Source organism: Providencia sp. Me31A (assembly GCF_050487165.1).
Classification (GTDB): domain Bacteria; phylum Pseudomonadota; class Gammaproteobacteria; order Enterobacterales; family Enterobacteriaceae; genus Providencia.
In genome coordinates, this window is sequence record NZ_JBKQGZ010000040.1 from 1 (window position 1) to 16,808 (window position 16,808).

General features: G+C 43.6%; 22 protein-coding genes. All 22 read right to left on the reverse strand.

The annotated features are described in order from the left end of the window. A partial coding sequence (locus tag ACLPIE_RS21535) for a phage tail tip protein J-related protein (RefSeq protein ID WP_430263715.1) occupies nucleotides 1-2,141 on the reverse strand: 2,141 nt, incomplete at its 3' end. Continuing rightward, a complete protein-coding gene (locus ACLPIE_RS21540; RefSeq protein WP_430263716.1) occupies nucleotides 2,142-2,540 on the reverse strand; it encodes a DUF6950 family protein in 399 nt (132 codons plus the stop codon). A 59-nt stretch (nucleotides 2,541-2,599) separates the two neighbouring features. Beyond that, on the reverse strand, nucleotides 2,600-2,974 hold the full coding sequence (locus ACLPIE_RS21545; protein ID WP_273839923.1) for a hypothetical protein: 375 nt from the start codon (nucleotides 2,972-2,974) through the stop codon (nucleotides 2,600-2,602). Nucleotides 2,975-3,026: 52 nt separating this feature from the next. Further along, nucleotides 3,027-3,608, reverse strand: coding sequence for a hypothetical protein (locus tag ACLPIE_RS21550; protein ID WP_430263717.1), 582 nt, complete (start codon nucleotides 3,606-3,608; stop codon nucleotides 3,027-3,029). Continuing rightward, on the reverse strand, nucleotides 3,608-4,204 hold the full coding sequence (locus tag ACLPIE_RS21555) for a hypothetical protein (RefSeq protein WP_430263718.1): 597 nt from the start codon (nucleotides 4,202-4,204) through the stop codon (nucleotides 3,608-3,610). Before ACLPIE_RS21555 ends, ACLPIE_RS21550 begins: the two co-directional genes overlap by 1 nt. Before the next feature lie 2 nt (nucleotides 4,205-4,206). Further along, on the reverse strand, nucleotides 4,207-7,311 hold the full coding sequence (locus tag ACLPIE_RS21560) for a tape measure protein (protein ID WP_430263719.1): 3,105 nt from the start codon (nucleotides 7,309-7,311) through the stop codon (nucleotides 4,207-4,209). A 24-nt stretch (nucleotides 7,312-7,335) separates the two neighbouring features. Further along, complete coding sequence (locus tag ACLPIE_RS21565; RefSeq protein WP_318705898.1) at nucleotides 7,336-7,563, reverse strand: phage tail assembly protein T; 228 nt, start codon at nucleotides 7,561-7,563, stop codon at nucleotides 7,336-7,338. Nucleotides 7,564-7,619: 56 nt separating this feature from the next. Beyond that, the gene (locus ACLPIE_RS21570; protein ID WP_430263720.1) at nucleotides 7,620-8,012 is read right to left on the reverse strand and encodes a phage tail assembly chaperone; all 393 of its coding nucleotides are present in this window, start codon (nucleotides 8,010-8,012) and stop codon (nucleotides 7,620-7,622) included. Further along, nucleotides 8,012-8,497 carry a phage tail tube protein gene (locus tag ACLPIE_RS21575; RefSeq protein ID WP_430263721.1) on the reverse strand — a complete coding sequence of 162 codons (486 nt, stop codon included), beginning with the start codon at nucleotides 8,495-8,497 and terminating at the stop codon, nucleotides 8,012-8,014. The genes ACLPIE_RS21570 and ACLPIE_RS21575 overlap by 1 nt, the downstream gene beginning before the upstream one ends. A 60-nt stretch (nucleotides 8,498-8,557) precedes the next feature. Beyond that, nucleotides 8,558-8,893: a tail completion protein gp17 gene (gp17, locus tag ACLPIE_RS21580; protein WP_071548459.1), complete on the reverse strand. Its 336-nt coding sequence runs from the start codon at nucleotides 8,891-8,893 to the stop codon at nucleotides 8,558-8,560. Further along, nucleotides 8,890-9,339 (reverse strand): HK97-gp10 family putative phage morphogenesis protein, encoded by a 450-nt coding sequence (locus tag ACLPIE_RS21585; RefSeq protein ID WP_071548461.1) that lies wholly within the window; start codon nucleotides 9,337-9,339, stop codon nucleotides 8,890-8,892. The genes gp17 and ACLPIE_RS21585 overlap by 4 nt, the downstream gene beginning before the upstream one ends. Continuing rightward, a complete protein-coding gene (locus ACLPIE_RS21590; protein WP_430263722.1) occupies nucleotides 9,332-9,658 on the reverse strand; it encodes a phage head closure protein in 327 nt (108 codons plus the stop codon). Before ACLPIE_RS21590 ends, ACLPIE_RS21585 begins: the two co-directional genes overlap by 8 nt. 9 nt (nucleotides 9,659-9,667) lie before the next feature. Continuing rightward, the gene (locus ACLPIE_RS21595; protein ID WP_071548465.1) at nucleotides 9,668-9,994 is read right to left on the reverse strand and encodes a head-tail connector protein; all 327 of its coding nucleotides are present in this window, start codon (nucleotides 9,992-9,994) and stop codon (nucleotides 9,668-9,670) included. Further along, nucleotides 9,994-10,200, reverse strand: coding sequence for a DUF7210 family protein (locus ACLPIE_RS21600; RefSeq protein WP_430263723.1), 207 nt, complete (start codon nucleotides 10,198-10,200; stop codon nucleotides 9,994-9,996). The genes ACLPIE_RS21595 and ACLPIE_RS21600 overlap by 1 nt, the downstream gene beginning before the upstream one ends. Nucleotides 10,201-10,246: 46 nt before the next feature. Continuing rightward, nucleotides 10,247-11,461 (reverse strand): phage major capsid protein, encoded by a 1,215-nt coding sequence (locus ACLPIE_RS21605; protein ID WP_071548467.1) that lies wholly within the window; start codon nucleotides 11,459-11,461, stop codon nucleotides 10,247-10,249. A gap of 14 nt (nucleotides 11,462-11,475) precedes the next feature. After that, on the reverse strand, nucleotides 11,476-12,327 hold the full coding sequence (locus tag ACLPIE_RS21610; RefSeq protein ID WP_147675545.1) for a head maturation protease, ClpP-related: 852 nt from the start codon (nucleotides 12,325-12,327) through the stop codon (nucleotides 11,476-11,478). Between the two features lie 5 nt (nucleotides 12,328-12,332). Further along, nucleotides 12,333-13,670, reverse strand: coding sequence for a phage portal protein (locus ACLPIE_RS21615; protein WP_071548469.1), 1,338 nt, complete (start codon nucleotides 13,668-13,670; stop codon nucleotides 12,333-12,335). Further along, nucleotides 13,671-15,413 (reverse strand): terminase large subunit, encoded by a 1,743-nt coding sequence (locus tag ACLPIE_RS21620; RefSeq protein WP_071548470.1) that lies wholly within the window; start codon nucleotides 15,411-15,413, stop codon nucleotides 13,671-13,673. It lies immediately after the preceding gene. Next, complete coding sequence (locus tag ACLPIE_RS21625) at nucleotides 15,367-15,834, reverse strand: phage terminase small subunit P27 family (protein ID WP_071548472.1); 468 nt, start codon at nucleotides 15,832-15,834, stop codon at nucleotides 15,367-15,369. The genes ACLPIE_RS21620 and ACLPIE_RS21625 overlap by 47 nt, the downstream gene beginning before the upstream one ends. Nucleotides 15,835-15,957: 123 nt before the next feature. Next, nucleotides 15,958-16,161, reverse strand: coding sequence for a hypothetical protein (locus ACLPIE_RS21630; protein ID WP_115167092.1), 204 nt, complete (start codon nucleotides 16,159-16,161; stop codon nucleotides 15,958-15,960). A 1-nt stretch (nucleotide 16,162) separates the two neighbouring features. Further along, on the reverse strand, nucleotides 16,163-16,501 hold the full coding sequence (locus ACLPIE_RS21635) for an HNH endonuclease signature motif containing protein (protein WP_272674839.1): 339 nt from the start codon (nucleotides 16,499-16,501) through the stop codon (nucleotides 16,163-16,165). Beyond that, nucleotides 16,501-16,808 (reverse strand): hypothetical protein (locus ACLPIE_RS21640; RefSeq protein WP_430263724.1); only part of this gene is annotated, 308 nt, incomplete at its 5' end. The genes ACLPIE_RS21640 and ACLPIE_RS21635, both read right to left, overlap by 1 nt.

Consider the following 16,808-nt stretch of genomic DNA (forward strand, 5'->3'; position numbering starts at 1 on the left):
AGTTGAAAGACTTTGTTATCAAGTTCAATTGTCTTGCTATCAACATTGACAATGTCATGCTTAATTTCGAGTTGTTCGAGCGTTAAGTCTTCAATGTGATCCTTATTGAAGTCGATTTGCTCCTGCATGATTTGACCGGCTTCATTGCTGAGGAAATTATTACCCAATTCGTCAATCATATCCTTTGGCGTTCCGTCAGCCTTTCCTACAGCTTCAACAAACGGAGATTTGCCATAGCTGTTAACCGTACGAATATAAAACCAATAGTTGGTATCGGCTTTTAAATTCTCCTTAGTCCAGAATTGTCCCTGCCCTTGACGATTGGCTTTTGTTGTGACTTCGGTGTCATTCGTGCTGGCCAGTTTTTTGTCGCTGAACCAGAATTCAAACGTATAACCATGCTGTGCGGTTTCGCCACCGTGCGGAATACAGGTCAGAGAGAATATGCCACCAACCATTTCAACACTAACGGGTTTAGGTGGGGCCTGAATATCAAAATCAACAATGGCAGGGGCAGACATTGCACCAGCCGCATTAATAGAACGAACCTCCGCACGATAAGAACCACGCACAAGGCCTGATAAATCCACTCTATCCTGTGGTACCTGAATGGACTGAATAACTTTGCCATTTTCAATGATGTTTACTGTGTTATAGCGAACATCTGCAGCAGCTGATTGCCAGCTCAAATACCCTTGAACAACTTCACCAATATTCGTGGCCACAAAAGCAAGGTTAAGCGGTGGCGCAACACCGCCAGTCGGTAAAACAGTGAATGGCGGACGAACAAAAGGTTTACCAATTATATCTTCATAGATATAAGCGCCATCCTCCTCGAGGAGAATATCAACGCCCTCTTGCGGGTGAAACTTCCATTCAGCAACACGAAATTCAAGGTTTTGAATACCAATTTGAGGCAGATTTAATAAAATCACCTCTCCTGGTCTGTATGCGTAACCATCCATATTCATCCGTAATTGAACACGACGCCCCGCCCGTTTTTTACGAAGGTATAAATTTGAGAGACGTGCCGCTTGGTATGGGCTAGTAACAAAGCGGTAATCCATATTCTCTTTGATTTCGAGCCCATCTTCTTCAATCCATTCATCAACAATAACCGGTTCAAAATCGGTTTTGATGTATTGTTGCTCTGCATCCACAAACGTACCGTAAATGGCATTAGTCGCATCACGTAGCGCAAGTTCAGGGGTAATATTCACGGTATCAATAATTTGATTAGGTTCAATGCGTAACACCGCAGGGCCATTATAAGCCTGCATCAAAATACCGTGCTTGCCCGCAACATAAGTCGGCTCAGCAGCAATGCATTTATGCATGTGATCCAGAATTGCTGATGGAGACTCAGAAAGCTCATAGGCCCCATTAATCGTATAGCGAGGCTCCGTGTTGCCTTCGGGCGTTGTTACCGGTTCGCTACATAAATCAGCAGCAATTTTAAACGAATCAAAATCAATGTCTGAATCGGGTACACCCAAATAGCTACGGTAAAAATCAAGAATAATTAATGCCCCGTTATTGCTCCAAGCCGTTTTATTTGTGCGCGGATCATAGACAGGCTTCCCCCACACTTCGACTTTCACATTCGGAACACCGTACGGAAATTTTTCAGCATCGTATTTCAGGGTTAAACGCAGCCATGCCAGACCATCACCTATCATGTCAGATTTCCATGACGGAGCATTTTTCAATAAGTAAGGATCACAATCTGTACGGCCATTATGGAATTCATAGCTAGCTTTATCACCGAAAGTACCAATCAGATCATCGTTAAGCCAAATCTGGCCAATGTGGTCAACTTTATGTGCAGCAATAGCTAATGCCATGAATAATCGTTCGTTTTCTGTCTGGTCGCCCTTTTCTTCTTCGGCGAAAAACAGTAGCCCGGAACAAACCGTTTTCCCAACAATGATAGTTTCTGGTGCAGTCGATGAGCGCAGCATCTGCTTGCGTTCTGACTGGTCACGATATCCCATTGAGGGCATTTTATCTTTGAAAATCATTGTACCAGCAGCTTGAACCGCAATGCCTGCAACAATTAATGCCGTCCCTAACCCCCCTGTAGCAATAACACCCGCAACCATTAAGCCGGCAGAAACGATATTGGTGACTGTCTTACCCATTTATTCGACTCTCCACGCTTTAATCGGTTGAAAGTTAACAGGGCGTGCGCCATCATCAGTTACCGCCCAAATCTTATTAGCCCACAGCACCCCGAGCGTTTTGCCGTCATCACCATTGAACATAACAATGTCGCCGCGCATTGCTTCATTAGGGTCTATTTCTTGAAAGAAGCCTGATAGACCAGTTTCCAGATCCCCGAACTCAGACTTTAATACTCGCATTGCCCCTGATTTAGTTTTGTATCTGCCTCGAGCCTTTTCTGCGATATCGACACCACACACGGCAATAACGCAATCCGCTGCAAATAAACAACAGTCATGTTCACCCCATGAAAACGGCTTGTGAATCGCTTGCTGTAGAGCTTCAGGGAGTTGAATTGTCCAATTTGGATGTCGCATTAGCTGATCTCCGCGCATAAAAAAACCCGCCGAAGCGGGTCAGATTTCTGTGCTATTGACTAGATTTTAAATGAATCATATTCCATCTTTTTAGCAACTACTTTAGTATAGGATTTGGTATCTGTGGTTCCCATGAATTTTCTTTCATCTTCAAGTTCAACAATGAACGTCACTTCTTTTTTGTTACCACCCAAAAATATACCAGCAATCGCCCCTATAGGACCAAGTAAAACACCGCCAGCAACCCCCCACCCAAGAGCACCGCCAACTTTTTTAACACTATCTTCGCTAGCTATATCGATAGTTTTTATTTTATTGGCTAGAACACATTCTCCATTAAACTGAAAGACTCCTTCTTTGATAAAAAAAGCTCCGCTTGTTATGGATATTTCTGTGTATGGAAAATTTGCAGCATGTACTTTCACTTTCGCCATGTAAAGCTCCAATTAATTAAGTAACAATTGATTGCTTGCATATTATCACTAACTATTTATAAATAAACACTGGTGCATCTTTTTTACTTCCCCAGTAGATTGCCCTTTCAGCCATTTGAGCGACATAACGGAATATGCGATCGCCTATATGTCGCTTTTGCCATGATTCATCAGTAAACCTATCAGGTAACCCCTGAGACCAACGTTCAAAGCGATTTGATACTGTGACCGCAACTTCGCACTTATCACCTACGCTCACACCAATATTGCTAATTTGACCAGCAAATAGCACTTCAGCGAGAATAGGTTGGCCATCTTCATTGAGAGCCACCATCATTAATCGCACATCTCGCCCTCGGCTCCGCTCATTCATCACATCACCAAGTAATGAGGAATCAAAACCACTGAGCGATAAAATAAGCTGTTGTGGGCCTGTCGTGTTTTCTTCAGATACCGTTTCTATCGCACCAAACTGGCCTACACCTTGATACACCTCGCCAGCAATAACTAAATTACCTGTCGCGGTGTGCACTCGTGTTACGCCAGATTTGAGATCAAGTTTAGCTGCGACAACGACATAACAACCATCATTAATTGCTTGAGTCATTTCATTTGAAAAAGGATGATAGATCATTAATAAAGCGCCTCCTCAAAAGAAAGTGTAGTGGACGTAAATACACCTGGTGTTCTACGCAATCGCCCTTGATTATTGTCGGTTAACTTAAAAATACCATAGGGATTTTTTACCTCAATTTTATCCCCCATTACAGGGGAATAACGCAGCATTGGGGAAAATGAGATAGTTGCATTTCCTTGAGCATCACTCATTACATCAGAAGTTACTTTTTTAAGCTCTTGGTTAATAGTGACATTATCAGCCGCTTTTAACACCAGCGAGTTTGGTTTCCAGCCCTTGGTTAATATGGTACGCCCCATTTGATTTGGCTGACTGACTATGGGCTCCCCGACGTCATTAGCGCCCATTCGCACCCAATCAAATAATTTAATACGCCCTGACTCCCCATCCAGTTGCGCCAGAATAACTTCCAGTAAACGCGATTTTTCATCTATTAAATTATTGAGTGTTAAATCACAGCGCCATCGACTACCGGGATAACGCACGGTTTGTGCGCTCCCAGTAAAAACAGAAACAAACGTCTTAGAGTTGCTAATCAGCTGCCAATCAAGGGATGACGGTTCTAACTCTTTGGGCCATGTTAAAATGTCCATGATTATTTACCTAGCGTTTTACGTAGCTTACCGTTAGTTTGAAAATCTCGCATAATATCCGCCTTGGCTTTTGCCGCGCCCTCTTCCGCTCCTTGTCGTGCAGCTTCCCTTAAGGCACCTTCCAATGCTGCATCTCCATTGCCTGAGATATGAAACTCTTGATTAAACACATTACCACCAGCAGGCTTTTCATTAACTGGCATATCAATTTTAGGAAGCTGAGCGCGAACCCCCAGTGAACCATCTTTAGAACGAGTTAACGGCATAATAGCCTCTGGTCCCGCTTCCCCCATTAACCCCAGCGAAGGCACTCCACCTTTAGCAAATGGGAAAAATGTCGGTGCATCGATAACCTGACCGCTATAAGCACTTAGACCAGGAGTGTTATACATCCCTCCTTTGGCGTTTGGTACATAACTTTGCCACCCCGTTGACATACCCATAGCGCCTGTACCAGAGGCAGAAGCAGCAGAGCTGACTCCCGACGCACCACCACCAGCAAGCCCACCAAATAACCCTGTTAGGGCATTAGTGATCATCGCCTGCATAGCAATACGAATTAAATCCTGAATAATGGATTGCGCCAGTGATGCAGAAAGCTCTTGAAGTGTTTCAGAGAATGATTTTGAACCGGTTAAAATACCCGTTAACGCATTGCTGGTACGCTGTTCAACGGTTTCGAGCAAGTTCATCTGCATTTTTTGCCAGTTGCCCTGAGCACCATACAGCTCTTTTGCAGCTTCTAATTGCGCTTCTTTTGAGCGATTAGTTGCTGCTATCATAAGCTCCTGATACCGCTCCTGACTGATTAGGTCATTGTTTCGATACGCCTCATACAAGGCTTGTTGCTCATTAAGTTGATTCTGCAGCTTAACAACAGGGTCAATTTCACCCGCAAGATCATAACTAGGTAAAGCCTTTTTATTAGCCTCCTCGGTTAACTTTTGCTTGGTGTAATCATTATGCAACTGCAAACTAGCAGAGTAATACTGCTGTTCGCTTAATAACTTGGACTGACGAAGCTCATTTAGCTCCCTTGCAGCTTCCTTTTCTTTGCGAACAATAGTGGCATAAGGGTCATACTTTTCAGCAAGTTCTAAGCGTTTTTGTTGGTGATTTTCTGCATTAAGCAAAATCAAACGCTGCATTTCAGTTTGGCTAACATAGCCTTTTTTGTGAAGGTCAGCTAACTTGTCATTATTTTCCTTTTCACTCGCTTGAATTTTCTGAAGGCTTGAAAAATGCTCTGACTCAATCGATTTGCGCAATTGCTGATAATCATTAAGCGCTTTAGTTTTGCCTTTATCCTTGTCAGTACTACCTGTTAGTTTTGGTGGCGGTAAGTCTTTTGGTTCCGTCTCAGATGGTGAGTTAAATATGTTTCCCTTTAAGACCTGTTCTTTATTGGAAATTTTCTCCCTTAATTTCTGTAGACCTTTCTCTCCATCTTCAATATCAGATAAAATCTGATCTCTTTCCCTCCGATAATCATTGGGATTTTCATAAGCAAAAGAAAGCACCCCTTTACTCCGTCGTTCTAACTTAGCCAGCTTCTCATCGGAGTAGTTCTCTAGCCGCCTCGCATCAACTGCTTGCTGTTCAATTAACTTCTCTAAGTTTTCCCTATCCTCATCAAGAGATAACTGAACTTTTACTTTTGATAACTTTTGTAGCTCAGCTATGGTTTCCACCACGGAATCTTTTAGCGACAAAGCACTTTCTCTAGCTTCATCCGATTTTTGTGAGAAATAAAACAGTGCTCCACCTGCTAGCATTGCTGCACCAATAGGACCACCTAATAATGCTAAAGTTCCTCTGGCTGCCCTAGCTGCAAAATTCAAGCGATTTTGTGCTGCAGTTAATTGATCTGTACTGGCAATTTCAGCACGGTTAAGAGAGATTATTGTGGCTGAATTTTTAGCTAACTGCTGACGAATAGCATTACGCTGAGTTTCAGTTTGAGCAGCTCTAAGCTGAGAAACAAGTGTTTCTTGAGTGGTAATAGCAAACGCTTTTTCTGCTCTAATTTTAGATAGGGTGACCTCCAACCCTTTGGCTTGCGCTGCGTTCAAAACGTAATTGTTTTTCGCGGTAACAAGCATGTTTTTACCCGCTTTATAGGCACTTAGTGATAAGTTACCCATGTAACGCGATAAACCTATACCACCCAGCGCGGCACCTGCTATCGCAAAACTGCTAAAGTTTTCGGTTAAAGTTGCTAAGCCTGCCGACATTGAACGAGTAATACCCCAGCTGGCGTTTATCTCACCAAAATAAGATTTAGCCGCATTCGTTGCCTTAGTGAACCCATCTGCAACGGTATTGTCCATAGAATCGGCTAATGCATTATTAGCCTCTTTTGCGTTAATCACTGCGTTGGCAAAGAGTTGCATTGATATACCACCTTTTGTGGCCATCAACTTAACCTCATTTTCAGTGACTTTAACACCGCCACGCATGCGAGAGAGTTCTTTAGCAATATCACTCACAACAGAAGGCATGGCATTTAATACAGAATGCCAATCATTACCTTTTAAAACGCCTGTCACCATTGCACGGTTTAATGCGGTAAATGCCGATTCGGTTTGCTGTGCGCTCGTGGCATTTGCAGTGAATGTCGATGATAACGATTCAATGTAATCCAGTGTATTTGCCGTAGAATAGCCCAGTTCTTTCATCGCGGAGGCTGAACCGACATACAATTCTTGAGTGGCTTCTATCGCTTTACCGTTTCGGTTGCTGACGGTTAAAAAGCGTTGCTGAAGCTCTTCATAGCGACTGACATCACCTTCAACTGAAGTCAGAGCCATTTTAATTCGAGCAGACATCTGCCCCCAGTCATCAACCGCAGTGATCAGGGTTGATACCGAAAAGAAACCCGCTAGTGCACCTGACATCATTTTTGCTGTACTGGTGACCGTGGCGAGTTGTTTATTGATATCGGTTAACGCCTGACGCTGAGCGCGTAGATCACGCTCAAGCCGTCGACTGTTCGCTCCCATGGTTCGGTAGTATTCATTACCTGTTCGGGAGGCTTTAGCTATTTCAGCTTGATAACTGGTCGAGTTAGCTGAAATTTTAATAATGAGTTCACGAAGTTTTGACATAAAGATCCCTACAGGTAATGCATTCTACTCAGACAATGAGGCAAAAAAATCTTCTAGCCCTGTCTCATCGCGCTCTTCCCCCTGCACACTCTCGGCATCCCACTGGATCAATGTATCGTTCAGCGTGGTTTTTACCCCTTGCGCATTAAAAATAGCGGCTGTGATTTGGGCGGCATGCACATCTTGACGCGCATCACCAATGGGGTTTATCGAATCAAATGCCCACCAAAGCTGTAATTCACTGGCGGGCATTTGTCCGATTTCTGAGAGGGTTTTTCCTAGCCGTAGAGCTAAGGTGAGCAAGAATTTTAGTGCAGGTTCTCGGACTTTTTTTCAGCTTCATTTGTGCTGGTAATAAGATCAAATGCTTGATGAACTAATCGTGCATGCACTGGGCCATAAATTTTCAACACTTCGGGTTTATCTTCTGGTGTAAAAACAGGGGTTAAATCTTCATCAAGCAATACGTTGATCAAGAACTCCACGTCTGTTTCAAGATTTCGCTGCACCGTTTCTTCTGTGCTTACACCTTCTGTATCCCCCAAATCACGATGTTCTTTAAGCCATTTAAGCCAGATAGAAACCGAGGGTTCACGCAATACAACATCAACGCCCCATTCAGCTACAGTCACCTTTTTTGTGCGAAATGACTGTGCTGGGTTTAATGCGATATCACGCAGTTTATTGACTCTTTTAGCCATTATTTACCGCCCCCTGTTGTTTGTGATTGTGCTGCTGGGGCTGACTTCCCTTTCACAACGGGTGTTGTCTTACCTTTAAGGCGAAGTGTGAATGATGCAGTAACCACACCATTAGTCGAAACCGACCAGCTGTTTTGGCGCACTTCGGCTAAAAAGGCATAACCATTATTGGAGGGGAAAACCACTTTAAATGCATGAACGGTATCGTCGTCATAAGCTTGGCGTAACACCTCTTGACCTTCATCAAGCGCCCAGTTACCACTAATAGTAACTTCAGCTGGAGCGGCTAGCCCATTTATCATTTCTTGCTCAGTGGAGCATAATGTCGTGACATCAATGTCTTGTTTTTGACCACCCGTGTAGCTAATTTCCTTCGTTGTGCAATCAATTGGCAACGAATCTGTTTCGACTGCTGCAATATCTGTTGCCGCCAATTTAGAAACGCTGATTTTGGTACCTTGCGTTTTTTCATGTTTACTCGTCATATCAGTTTCCTATAGACATAAAAAAACCACCCGTAGGTGGCTGATGGTGTGAGTTGAAATTTAATTCCAGACTTGGAATTCTAACGTTTTACGATACAAAGCCGTGTCAGATTCATAATCCGATTTTCGGGAGACATTTGTAGGTGCTAATACCTTTATGGCCATAAATGCTTTATCCCGTATTTCGCTAGCTTTATCAGGGCTTTTCGCATAAATATCAATTTGAATATTAGTCATTGTTTCAGCCTGTCCAGCGAACACATCCTCGTCAACTTCATAGAATGAAAATATTAACCATGGCGGACTGATAGCGGGCACATCTTGCGGAACAACGAGCGGAAACACCTTATCAGGCAATACAGGGTCTAAGAGTTTGAGCAAGTCGGCATCAATCATTTATTGAGCACTCCATCAATCGCCTGATTCAGTTTTTCGATTGCTGCACTAGCGGCTTCATCGGCTTTACTATCGAATGCAGGACGGATAAAAGGTACCGGTGGCATCTTTGAAGTGCCTTCTTCCAAAAATCGCCAGTAATAAGCATTTCTTGGGTCTTTGGCTTTCATTGAATTATCGCTATTAGTCCCCTCTTTATTACTACCCCGAACATAAACACCCGCCGAAACTTCGCCATTTTTGCGACTGCGCTGGCTGCTGGCCATAATATTTCGGGCTAGCTTTCCAGTACGCCTTGGCGCCTTTGCTCTCACTTCATCACGCAAAACAGCAGCACCCGCATAAGTCGCTTGTCGCAATACCCTCGTACTCTCAGCTTTGCTGAGTTCCTCAAGCTCTTTACTCACATCAAGGAACCCGCTGAAATCAATATTAAAATCATCCATCAGCCTTAACTCCCTGTTTACACAGCAATTCAAGCCGAGTCTTTTTCACATCAGGAATAACGGACTGAATATCATAGTTGAGCCCATTAAATACCATCCGGCAGGTTGAGTTAATATCAGATCGATAACGTATCCAAACGCGAACGGTGATTTCTGACATTTCGGCACCTGACGCAAGAAGCTCACGACCTGAGATGGGTTTAACTTCTGCGCGTGTTGTAGCTATATCAACCCACTGATTTTCACGAGCACCCGAGGGTAATTTAACTAGTTCCTTACGCTGGAAAGTCACCTTGTGACGTAAACGCCCAGCTTGCATAAAGCCTCCTTACAGCCCATAAATACGATAAGGTTGAAGCAATGCTGTAACAGCAAAGGGTTGGGTCGAAAAGGACTGCCCACTAATGACATTCTCACGGCTTTCATACCATTGACCAATCAATAACAGCATGGCATTTTTGACATCATCACTTAACAACAACGACTCAGGATCGTCCTGATAACCGTCTGATGATTCGCTCTCATACAATTTCCGACGTGTGTAGTTTTCGACATACTTCAAGGCAGAGCCTGTATAAATCGTTAGCAACTTATCATCATCAGTAAAATCAGCATCGATATTGCAATGTTGTTTAACTAGTTCAAGAGAAAGCATTATTTCTCCTTTTTGCCTTTAGTTTCTTTTTTTGGCTCTGGCTCTGGCTCTGGCTCTGGCTCTACAAGATTCTGTTCACCTTCAATTTCAACTGCATAGCCTTTTAAAACGAGTTCACGGCCATGTTGCTCCAGTGTTTCTATTTCTTCACCTTCTACAACTACCTTATTACCAAAATAAATTGCACGTAATATCTTTAGTTTCATAGATCACCCCAAAAAGAAAAAGCGGCCTATTGACCGCTTTCATGGATTATTCACCTGTTTTTGGTGCCGTAAAATCACCATAAATAAAGGCTTCAGGTCGTTTTACCGCTAATGCCAATCGTTCCTCGCAACGAATGGAAATCATGTTTTTCTCGAAGTCATCAGTATTCTCAGTAGAAATGACAACGTTAGTTTCCTCACGGTCAAATAACTGAGCCCCTGCATTGAATGCCCCAGTTAAAAACTTACCTTTGAAAGCGGCAGTTTCAGTGGCAACAACAGGTAATCCCCACAGAGTAGGTCCCGTTAGTGCCGCTGGATTCGCTAAAATATAACGGCCTAAGGTATCTTTCATTAACTCAATTTTCGCCCAATCAACAAAGTGCAACACATGACCAGAGGCTGGGAATCGCGCTAACTGAGCCTGCAACATGGCAAGTCGCAGATCATCAATGCCATTTTGTTTTTCTACCTCAAACTCCGCTTTAAATTTAGATGCCTGCGGAATGATGCCGTGTAAGTGCGCTCCAGACCCATCACCAAATAAGATTTCCTGCTCTTCCACAAACTTCAACCCGTAGCGCATTTCTGCGTCAACCAGTGACTGCAACTGTGAAAAGTCATCTAAGATTTGCTTAGATGCTTTAAACAAATGTGCAATGGTAGTTACTGCGGTAATTTTTGGCTCGAATTTAATATCACTGTAGGGTTTAGCTGTATTTTCAGGCACAACAGCAGCATTGTTAGTAAATCCAGTTTGCTGAACCCAGAAAATTGCAGGTGATTGTGTTTTGCCCGGAGCGATAAGCTCACGGATAAACAAACGTTGCTTTGGTGCAATATCGACTCCTGGTAATCGCTGAGGAGGAACAACCCCTTCGGCAACGTCAGTAGAAATTAAGGCAGCATTAACAGGCACAGAAATTCGTTTATTTCCCTGAATACTAGAGTTGATATCTTTTAGTACTTCAGCTGAAACAAATTGCTGACCAACACTTTGAACCACTTTCAGAGCATTATTAAGCGGCATCTGAGCAACATGTTGTTCCAGTTCATCTAATGCGGCCTTTAAAGTTGTTTCCGCTGACTTTAAAGCATGCAATTCGGACGCCATTTTATCAACGGTGTTTTTAGTTGATGCACTTAAATCACCAGATGCTTTTGCTTCTTTTAGAGCCTCCTCCGCTTTAGCAGTAAATTTTTCGTTGGCTTCTTTGATTGTTGCTGACAAGGTTTTCAATAATTCATTTGTATCAGACATAATGTCTCCAATAATTAATTAGTTTTTGCAAAGGCTCTTACGGCCTCTTGCAAATCAGATAAGGTTTTTGGGTTTATTTCGTTGGTAGCGCTTGGCATACCATTAGGATCGGAAGTAGCGCCCGGCATACTTCCCGTTAAAGCACTAATCAGTTTTCGTCGCTCAGAACGCGGCATTTCCGCTTTAGCCAAGGCTGCATCGAGCTTACGTATAGCGGCTTGAGGGCTTTCATCACCATCATTAATTTCATCAGCAGCAAGCAACCTGTCAGCAAAACCTTTTGCTATTGCATCACTTGATGCGATATAGGTTTCATCATCCATCATTTTGCTAACAACACTTTCAGGCTGTCCACTTCTGGCAACATAGATATCGGCCATTGATTTATCAAAAGGCTCTAAGTCTGCCGCTAATTTTGCAAAGTCGTGCCGGTTACCAACCCCTATTGACCAGCAGTTATGGATCATCAAAAAGGCACCACGGCCCATTTGTATTTCATCGCCCGCCATAGCAATAATGGAAGCCGCTGAAGCCGCAATACCTAAGATGTTTACGGTAACTTTTCCTGAGTGAGCACGGAGTAAGTTATAAATCGCAAGCCCTTCAAACATATCACCCCCCGGACTATTGATATTGACGACAACATCATTGTTCCCAATGGCTCGGAGCGCACCAGAAATACGCTTAGCTGTGACGCCTTCGCCCCAATAATCTTCACCAATCACGTCTAATACCGAAATGGTGTTGTCAAAACTGGCTGCACGAATACCACTATTCCACTTATCCAGCGCTTTAGGTTTAAGTTCATAGCTAATCGATGCGCAGGGGCGATCCTCCAGCGCAACTGGCAAATGACTTTTTTTCATTCGATTTACTCCTCGGAATGAGGTTTGTTATATTCAGGGGAAGGTTTATTATCTTGAGCTGATGGATTGCCTTCAGGAAATAACCAGTTGCTTAACTGTGCCTTGAGTTTTTCTGCTTCATTACCCGCGCTATCTTTCCCGAGCTGGTCAATCGGCGTAAGGTTAAGTTGAACGGTATAAATATCACCACCGTCAATAGGCGGTAAATTTTCTAACCGTCGTACATCATTTCGACTCATCCAGCCATTTTGCAATGCCGTGGTATAGTAAGCTGAGCGACCTGCACTATCTGCGCGTAATAGCCCCTCAACAGAAAACTCCGCGTAATAATCGTCATCACTGTCAAGCAAGCAACGATTGATCTCTTGCTCAATATTGACCAATAAGGGACGCAAAGTATTGGTCAGGAATTGCATATTCATCCCCTCCACACTCGATGCCCAGCTACTCTGTTTATCCGCATGGCCTACCATAAAGGGCGGCACACGAAACCAGCGACAAATTTCCTCAATACTGAACCCTCGACTTTGTAACAACTGAGCCGTTTCGGGATTCATCGTGACATTTTGAAATGATAAGTCCGCTTCTAGGATCATGACCTTACCAGCATTCTTAGAGCCGGAAAATGCCGTCAAATGCTTCCGCAACCGCTCGCGTTGGTCAGATTTCAACGCAGTTTTGGAGGTTAGCAAGCCACTTGTCTGTAATCCGTTTTCAAAGACTTTACCTGCGGCTTCATCAGTAGATAACGCCGTTCCGAACACATCTTTACCAATTTGAATAGGTATCATGCCGCAAACACCATCCATACCAAACCCTCTGATATGCATCATGTTTTTTGAGTCAATGACCCGCTTTACGCCTTTCGATGCTGTGTAGGTATACTCTAATTTTCCATTTTCCAACCGCTTTACAGTCATGTTTTGAGGTAATAGCGGGTTCAATGACACCAACTTTGGACCAATATAGAGCTTTTCTACAAAAGCATTACCCCGCAAACATAAACTGGCCACAACCATCAACATAAACCGCGAGGGGGTCATTTCTGAATTTGGCTTGCGGCAAAGCACCCGATATGCTGGATGATCTTTAGCTAGCACACGAGAACCATCCTCCTTGGTTTGGTATATTTTTAGCGGTAATGTTGAAATTGACTCACTCAGTAATCGGACGCAAGACCAGACTGCAGAAAGCTGCAATGCATTATCCGCAGTGACGATTTTCCCACTACTACTTTTGCCTGACCATTCAGCCCAAAAGGTACCATCGGTGAGGCTCATTGGAACACCCATCCAATTCAGTATTGCCGATTTGATTCGCCCCGGCTTTTTCATTTTGCTCATTTAGATCCCCACTATAATTGGATCATCAAAGAAACCTTCAATATCCCCGTCGTCTTCGTATTCCTCTTCTGATGCACCGATTGCCATTGCGGAAGCTACAACGCCATCGATACGCCCCGTACTCTTCCTTTTTGCAAATATACGGTTTTCTTTTTGGTCTGCTTCCGTCACAGCCGAGGCTGCGTTCCAGCGTAAACAGGGATTTGCATGAATAATAATGGTCTGGTCATCAATTAACCCTTCAAATAATTCAATTGAGTGAGGCATCCACAAGCCAGAATCTTTCGCCTTATAATAACCTTGCCCGTGAGGAACTAAGGGTACTGTGACTGCCGCCTCATCTAATTTAGGCTCTAAGTATTTGATCCTGTATTGGTCAAATGCAATCGCGAGCAAATTTACATGCGCTGTGATTTCAGCAATTCGCTCAGCAACAAACTCATATTTAACGGCATTACCGGGTGGTGTGTGGATAAAGCCTTTTCTAGCCCAAGCATCATAGGGAACGCGGTCAGTTTTAGCCCTATCTAACAGGGTGTCTTTCGGTGTCCAGAACTCAACATAAAGATGTTTAATTCTTGGAAAATAAAGCGCTAACGCGGTTAAATCTCGCGTTCCTGATAAATCTAGGCCGCCATAACATTCCTCGCCTTGTAAATCCTCTAATGTGAACGCCTTCTCACAATTCATCCATGTATCACCATTTATCCATGGATTATCGGCATCCACCCACTGGCAGAAATTAAGCCGACGGACAATGCTTTCTTTAGCTGGCATGCCTTGGGCTTGCGTAACTTGCTCCCGTAAATAACGGTCAGTAAAGGTATAACCTAAAGAGGGGTTGGCTTTTCCCCAGCACGATTCATCTTTAAAGGGGTCGTCACCCTCATCAAGTGAACAGATATAAGAAAAGAAACTGTCATCTTCAATCGAACCTTCAGCGACCTTTCGACCGTATTCATGGTAGTCATAACATACGCTGGTTTTATCATGGCCACTGTTAGTGATCATAAATATCAATGCTTGCCGTCGACCTTTAGTTCCAGCACGCATCATTTCAACAACGTTATTATTTTTATGCTCATGAATTTCATCAATTAATGCGCAATGAGGGCGTGGGCCTGACTGCCCATCGTCAGCACTAATCGGTCGGAAAAATGACCCTGTTTTTAAAAAGGCTAAGTTCCACTCTTTACCTGTACCACCTGATTTTGTGATCCGCTGGCTCAATGCGGGTGATTGGTCAACCATTGCAACCGCATCACGGAATAAAATCATAGCCTGGTCTTTCTTCGTTGCTGCGGCATAAACTTCAGCGCGCGGCTCACTGTCAGCCGTTAAGCAATAAAGACCTACTCCACCTGCTAGAGGTGATTTGCCCGAGCCCTTCCCTGACTCAACATACACCATGCGAAAGCGACGAGTGCCATCTTCCATTTGCCAACCAAAAATCGAACCAACCACGAAACATTGCCATGGCAGCAAAATAAAAGGCTTCCCCTCGTGCTCACCACCATTAAGTTTTAGTACCTTTGCAAAGAAACCAATTGCACGCTGAACTGCATCAATATCCCACACTAAACCTCGTTGTTTAGCTTCTTTCAGGTCTTTAAGGTGTCTAGCACAAGCATTTCGAATGTCGGGGCCAGCAAGAATTTTACCGTCATGAACGTCTTGGGCATATTGCGTTGCAGGGTCAACCGAAGTACGCGTTGAGCGGGTCTTCCTCTTCTTCTCCACCATCGATTTTCACCTTTGAGCGAGCTGCCGGAGTCAAACCGAACTCGACTAAATAACTTTTAAAACGGCGATCCGCATCAGCCAACATTGCTACTGCTGGGTGCGCTTTAATCAGAAAATCACCCAATTGGGTTTTTGTTGTATAAGTGCGACCTTCAATTGCTATCGTGTCGCGTAGCTGAAGAATATCAGCGTAGATATCACAAAGCCTTTCCAAAGCCAAAGCATCGGCAATAGTTAAAACGCCCATACCATCAAGTAGCAAGGTTAATTTTGCCCATGCGATTTTTCCCCAATCCGTTAAGTGTTCGGGTGGGCTTGGAATTTCACGCCGAGGTTTGGGTTCTTTGTCGTTAAGTTTTCGTTTCCCCGGATTACCCGTTACCAATTTCAAGTTGGTCGGTTTCGGGCGTCTTCCTGCCATCGGAACCTCCCAGAAAAAAACTTTTCATTTCGCGGTTGTGCACACGAATGACTACGGTCGGTAATTAAAGGGAAAGTTTTTGAACTTTTCACCCTCCCCTACCGTTATGATTTCAGATAGAAACTATTTCAAATGAATATCAGGTGCGTCTGTGATCATTGATTCATGCCACACGAATTCAACATCAACTGAAGCATCTAATGGGTATGTGTTAATGCTTACTTGCTTTTGATTAGACAACATTTGACCATCAACGGTGAGGCAGTAGCCAATCTGTTTACCATGTTTGAACAACTTAGAAATTTTTACTTGCTTAGTTTCTGCCATGTTATTTATTCCAATGTGAATTAGGATCTAGCGGTATACCATCTTCACTGCAACCGACAACAACACCACTCTTCTCCATGCGTTGCTTTGTTGAGTTATGGTGGGGATCGCATAAGCTTTGGAAGTTCTTTTTATCCCAGAAGAGCTTTTGGGCTTTAGCTATCCATTCAGCGTCACCAGATGCCAGCGCATCTCGTAATCGGTGTGGGGTTATATGGTCAACGACTGTCGCTGCGGTAATCCGCCCTTGCTCTTTGCACATGACACATAGAGGATTCTCATTGAGAAAGCTAAGCCTGACCTTCGCCCATCTGCCACCGTAGACATTAGGCCGTTTCATTACAGCCATCCTGACTTAGCTGATTGCACATCTTGTGATAGTCGTTCGATTTGCTTTCCCATATTAAGTACGGTTTGTTCAAGCAGTCTGATTCGTTCAGCATCGCTTTCTGATACCGTATCGGATGGATTGTAAGAATTGTTAGCTAATGGGTATGAATCAGAAAGCCAATCAGTCGAACCACACTGAGTACAAATGTGTTTAAATCTCGGCGGGTCAGTTAGTTGAATGGTATTGCACCCTTTATCTCTAACCATTGCACCTTGCTTGCAATCATCACATTGATATTCTGTAATAGTTGTTATCA

What these genes read in the sequence shown, in the direction of transcription:
- ACLPIE_RS21540 (WP_430263716.1), bottom strand. Translation starts at nt 2,540, where the DNA reads ATGCGACATCCAAATTGGACAATTCAACTCCCTGAAGCTCTACAGCAA.
- ACLPIE_RS21545 (WP_273839923.1), bottom strand. Translation starts at nt 2,974, where the DNA reads ATGGCGAAAGTGAAAGTACATGCTGCAAATTTTCCATACACAGAAATA.
- ACLPIE_RS21550 (WP_430263717.1), bottom strand. Translation starts at nt 3,608, where the DNA reads ATGATCTATCATCCTTTTTCAAATGAAATGACTCAAGCAATTAATGAT.
- ACLPIE_RS21555 (WP_430263718.1), bottom strand. Translation starts at nt 4,204, where the DNA reads ATGGACATTTTAACATGGCCCAAAGAGTTAGAACCGTCATCCCTTGAT.
- ACLPIE_RS21560 (WP_430263719.1), bottom strand. Translation starts at nt 7,311, where the DNA reads ATGTCAAAACTTCGTGAACTCATTATTAAAATTTCAGCTAACTCGACC.
- ACLPIE_RS21565 (WP_318705898.1), bottom strand. Translation starts at nt 7,563, where the DNA reads ATGCCCGCCAGTGAATTACAGCTTTGGTGGGCATTTGATTCGATAAAC.
- ACLPIE_RS21570 (WP_430263720.1), bottom strand. Translation starts at nt 8,012, where the DNA reads ATGGCTAAAAGAGTCAATAAACTGCGTGATATCGCATTAAACCCAGCA.
- ACLPIE_RS21575 (WP_430263721.1), bottom strand. Translation starts at nt 8,497, where the DNA reads ATGACGAGTAAACATGAAAAAACGCAAGGTACCAAAATCAGCGTTTCT.
- gp17 (WP_071548459.1), bottom strand. Translation starts at nt 8,893, where the DNA reads ATGATTGATGCCGACTTGCTCAAACTCTTAGACCCTGTATTGCCTGAT.
- ACLPIE_RS21585 (WP_071548461.1), bottom strand. Translation starts at nt 9,339, where the DNA reads ATGGATGATTTTAATATTGATTTCAGCGGGTTCCTTGATGTGAGTAAA.
- ACLPIE_RS21590 (WP_430263722.1), bottom strand. Translation starts at nt 9,658, where the DNA reads ATGCAAGCTGGGCGTTTACGTCACAAGGTGACTTTCCAGCGTAAGGAA.
- ACLPIE_RS21595 (WP_071548465.1), bottom strand. Translation starts at nt 9,994, where the DNA reads ATGCTTTCTCTTGAACTAGTTAAACAACATTGCAATATCGATGCTGAT.
- ACLPIE_RS21600 (WP_430263723.1), bottom strand. Translation starts at nt 10,200, where the DNA reads ATGAAACTAAAGATATTACGTGCAATTTATTTTGGTAATAAGGTAGTT.
- ACLPIE_RS21605 (WP_071548467.1), bottom strand. Translation starts at nt 11,461, where the DNA reads ATGTCTGATACAAATGAATTATTGAAAACCTTGTCAGCAACAATCAAA.
- ACLPIE_RS21610 (WP_147675545.1), bottom strand. Translation starts at nt 12,327, where the DNA reads ATGAAAAAAAGTCATTTGCCAGTTGCGCTGGAGGATCGCCCCTGCGCA.
- ACLPIE_RS21615 (WP_071548469.1), bottom strand. Translation starts at nt 13,670, where the DNA reads ATGAGCAAAATGAAAAAGCCGGGGCGAATCAAATCGGCAATACTGAAT.
- ACLPIE_RS21620 (WP_071548470.1), bottom strand. Translation starts at nt 15,413, where the DNA reads ATGGTGGAGAAGAAGAGGAAGACCCGCTCAACGCGTACTTCGGTTGAC.
- ACLPIE_RS21625 (WP_071548472.1), bottom strand. Translation starts at nt 15,834, where the DNA reads ATGGCAGGAAGACGCCCGAAACCGACCAACTTGAAATTGGTAACGGGT.
- ACLPIE_RS21630 (WP_115167092.1), bottom strand. Translation starts at nt 16,161, where the DNA reads ATGGCAGAAACTAAGCAAGTAAAAATTTCTAAGTTGTTCAAACATGGT.
- ACLPIE_RS21635 (WP_272674839.1), bottom strand. Translation starts at nt 16,501, where the DNA reads ATGAAACGGCCTAATGTCTACGGTGGCAGATGGGCGAAGGTCAGGCTT.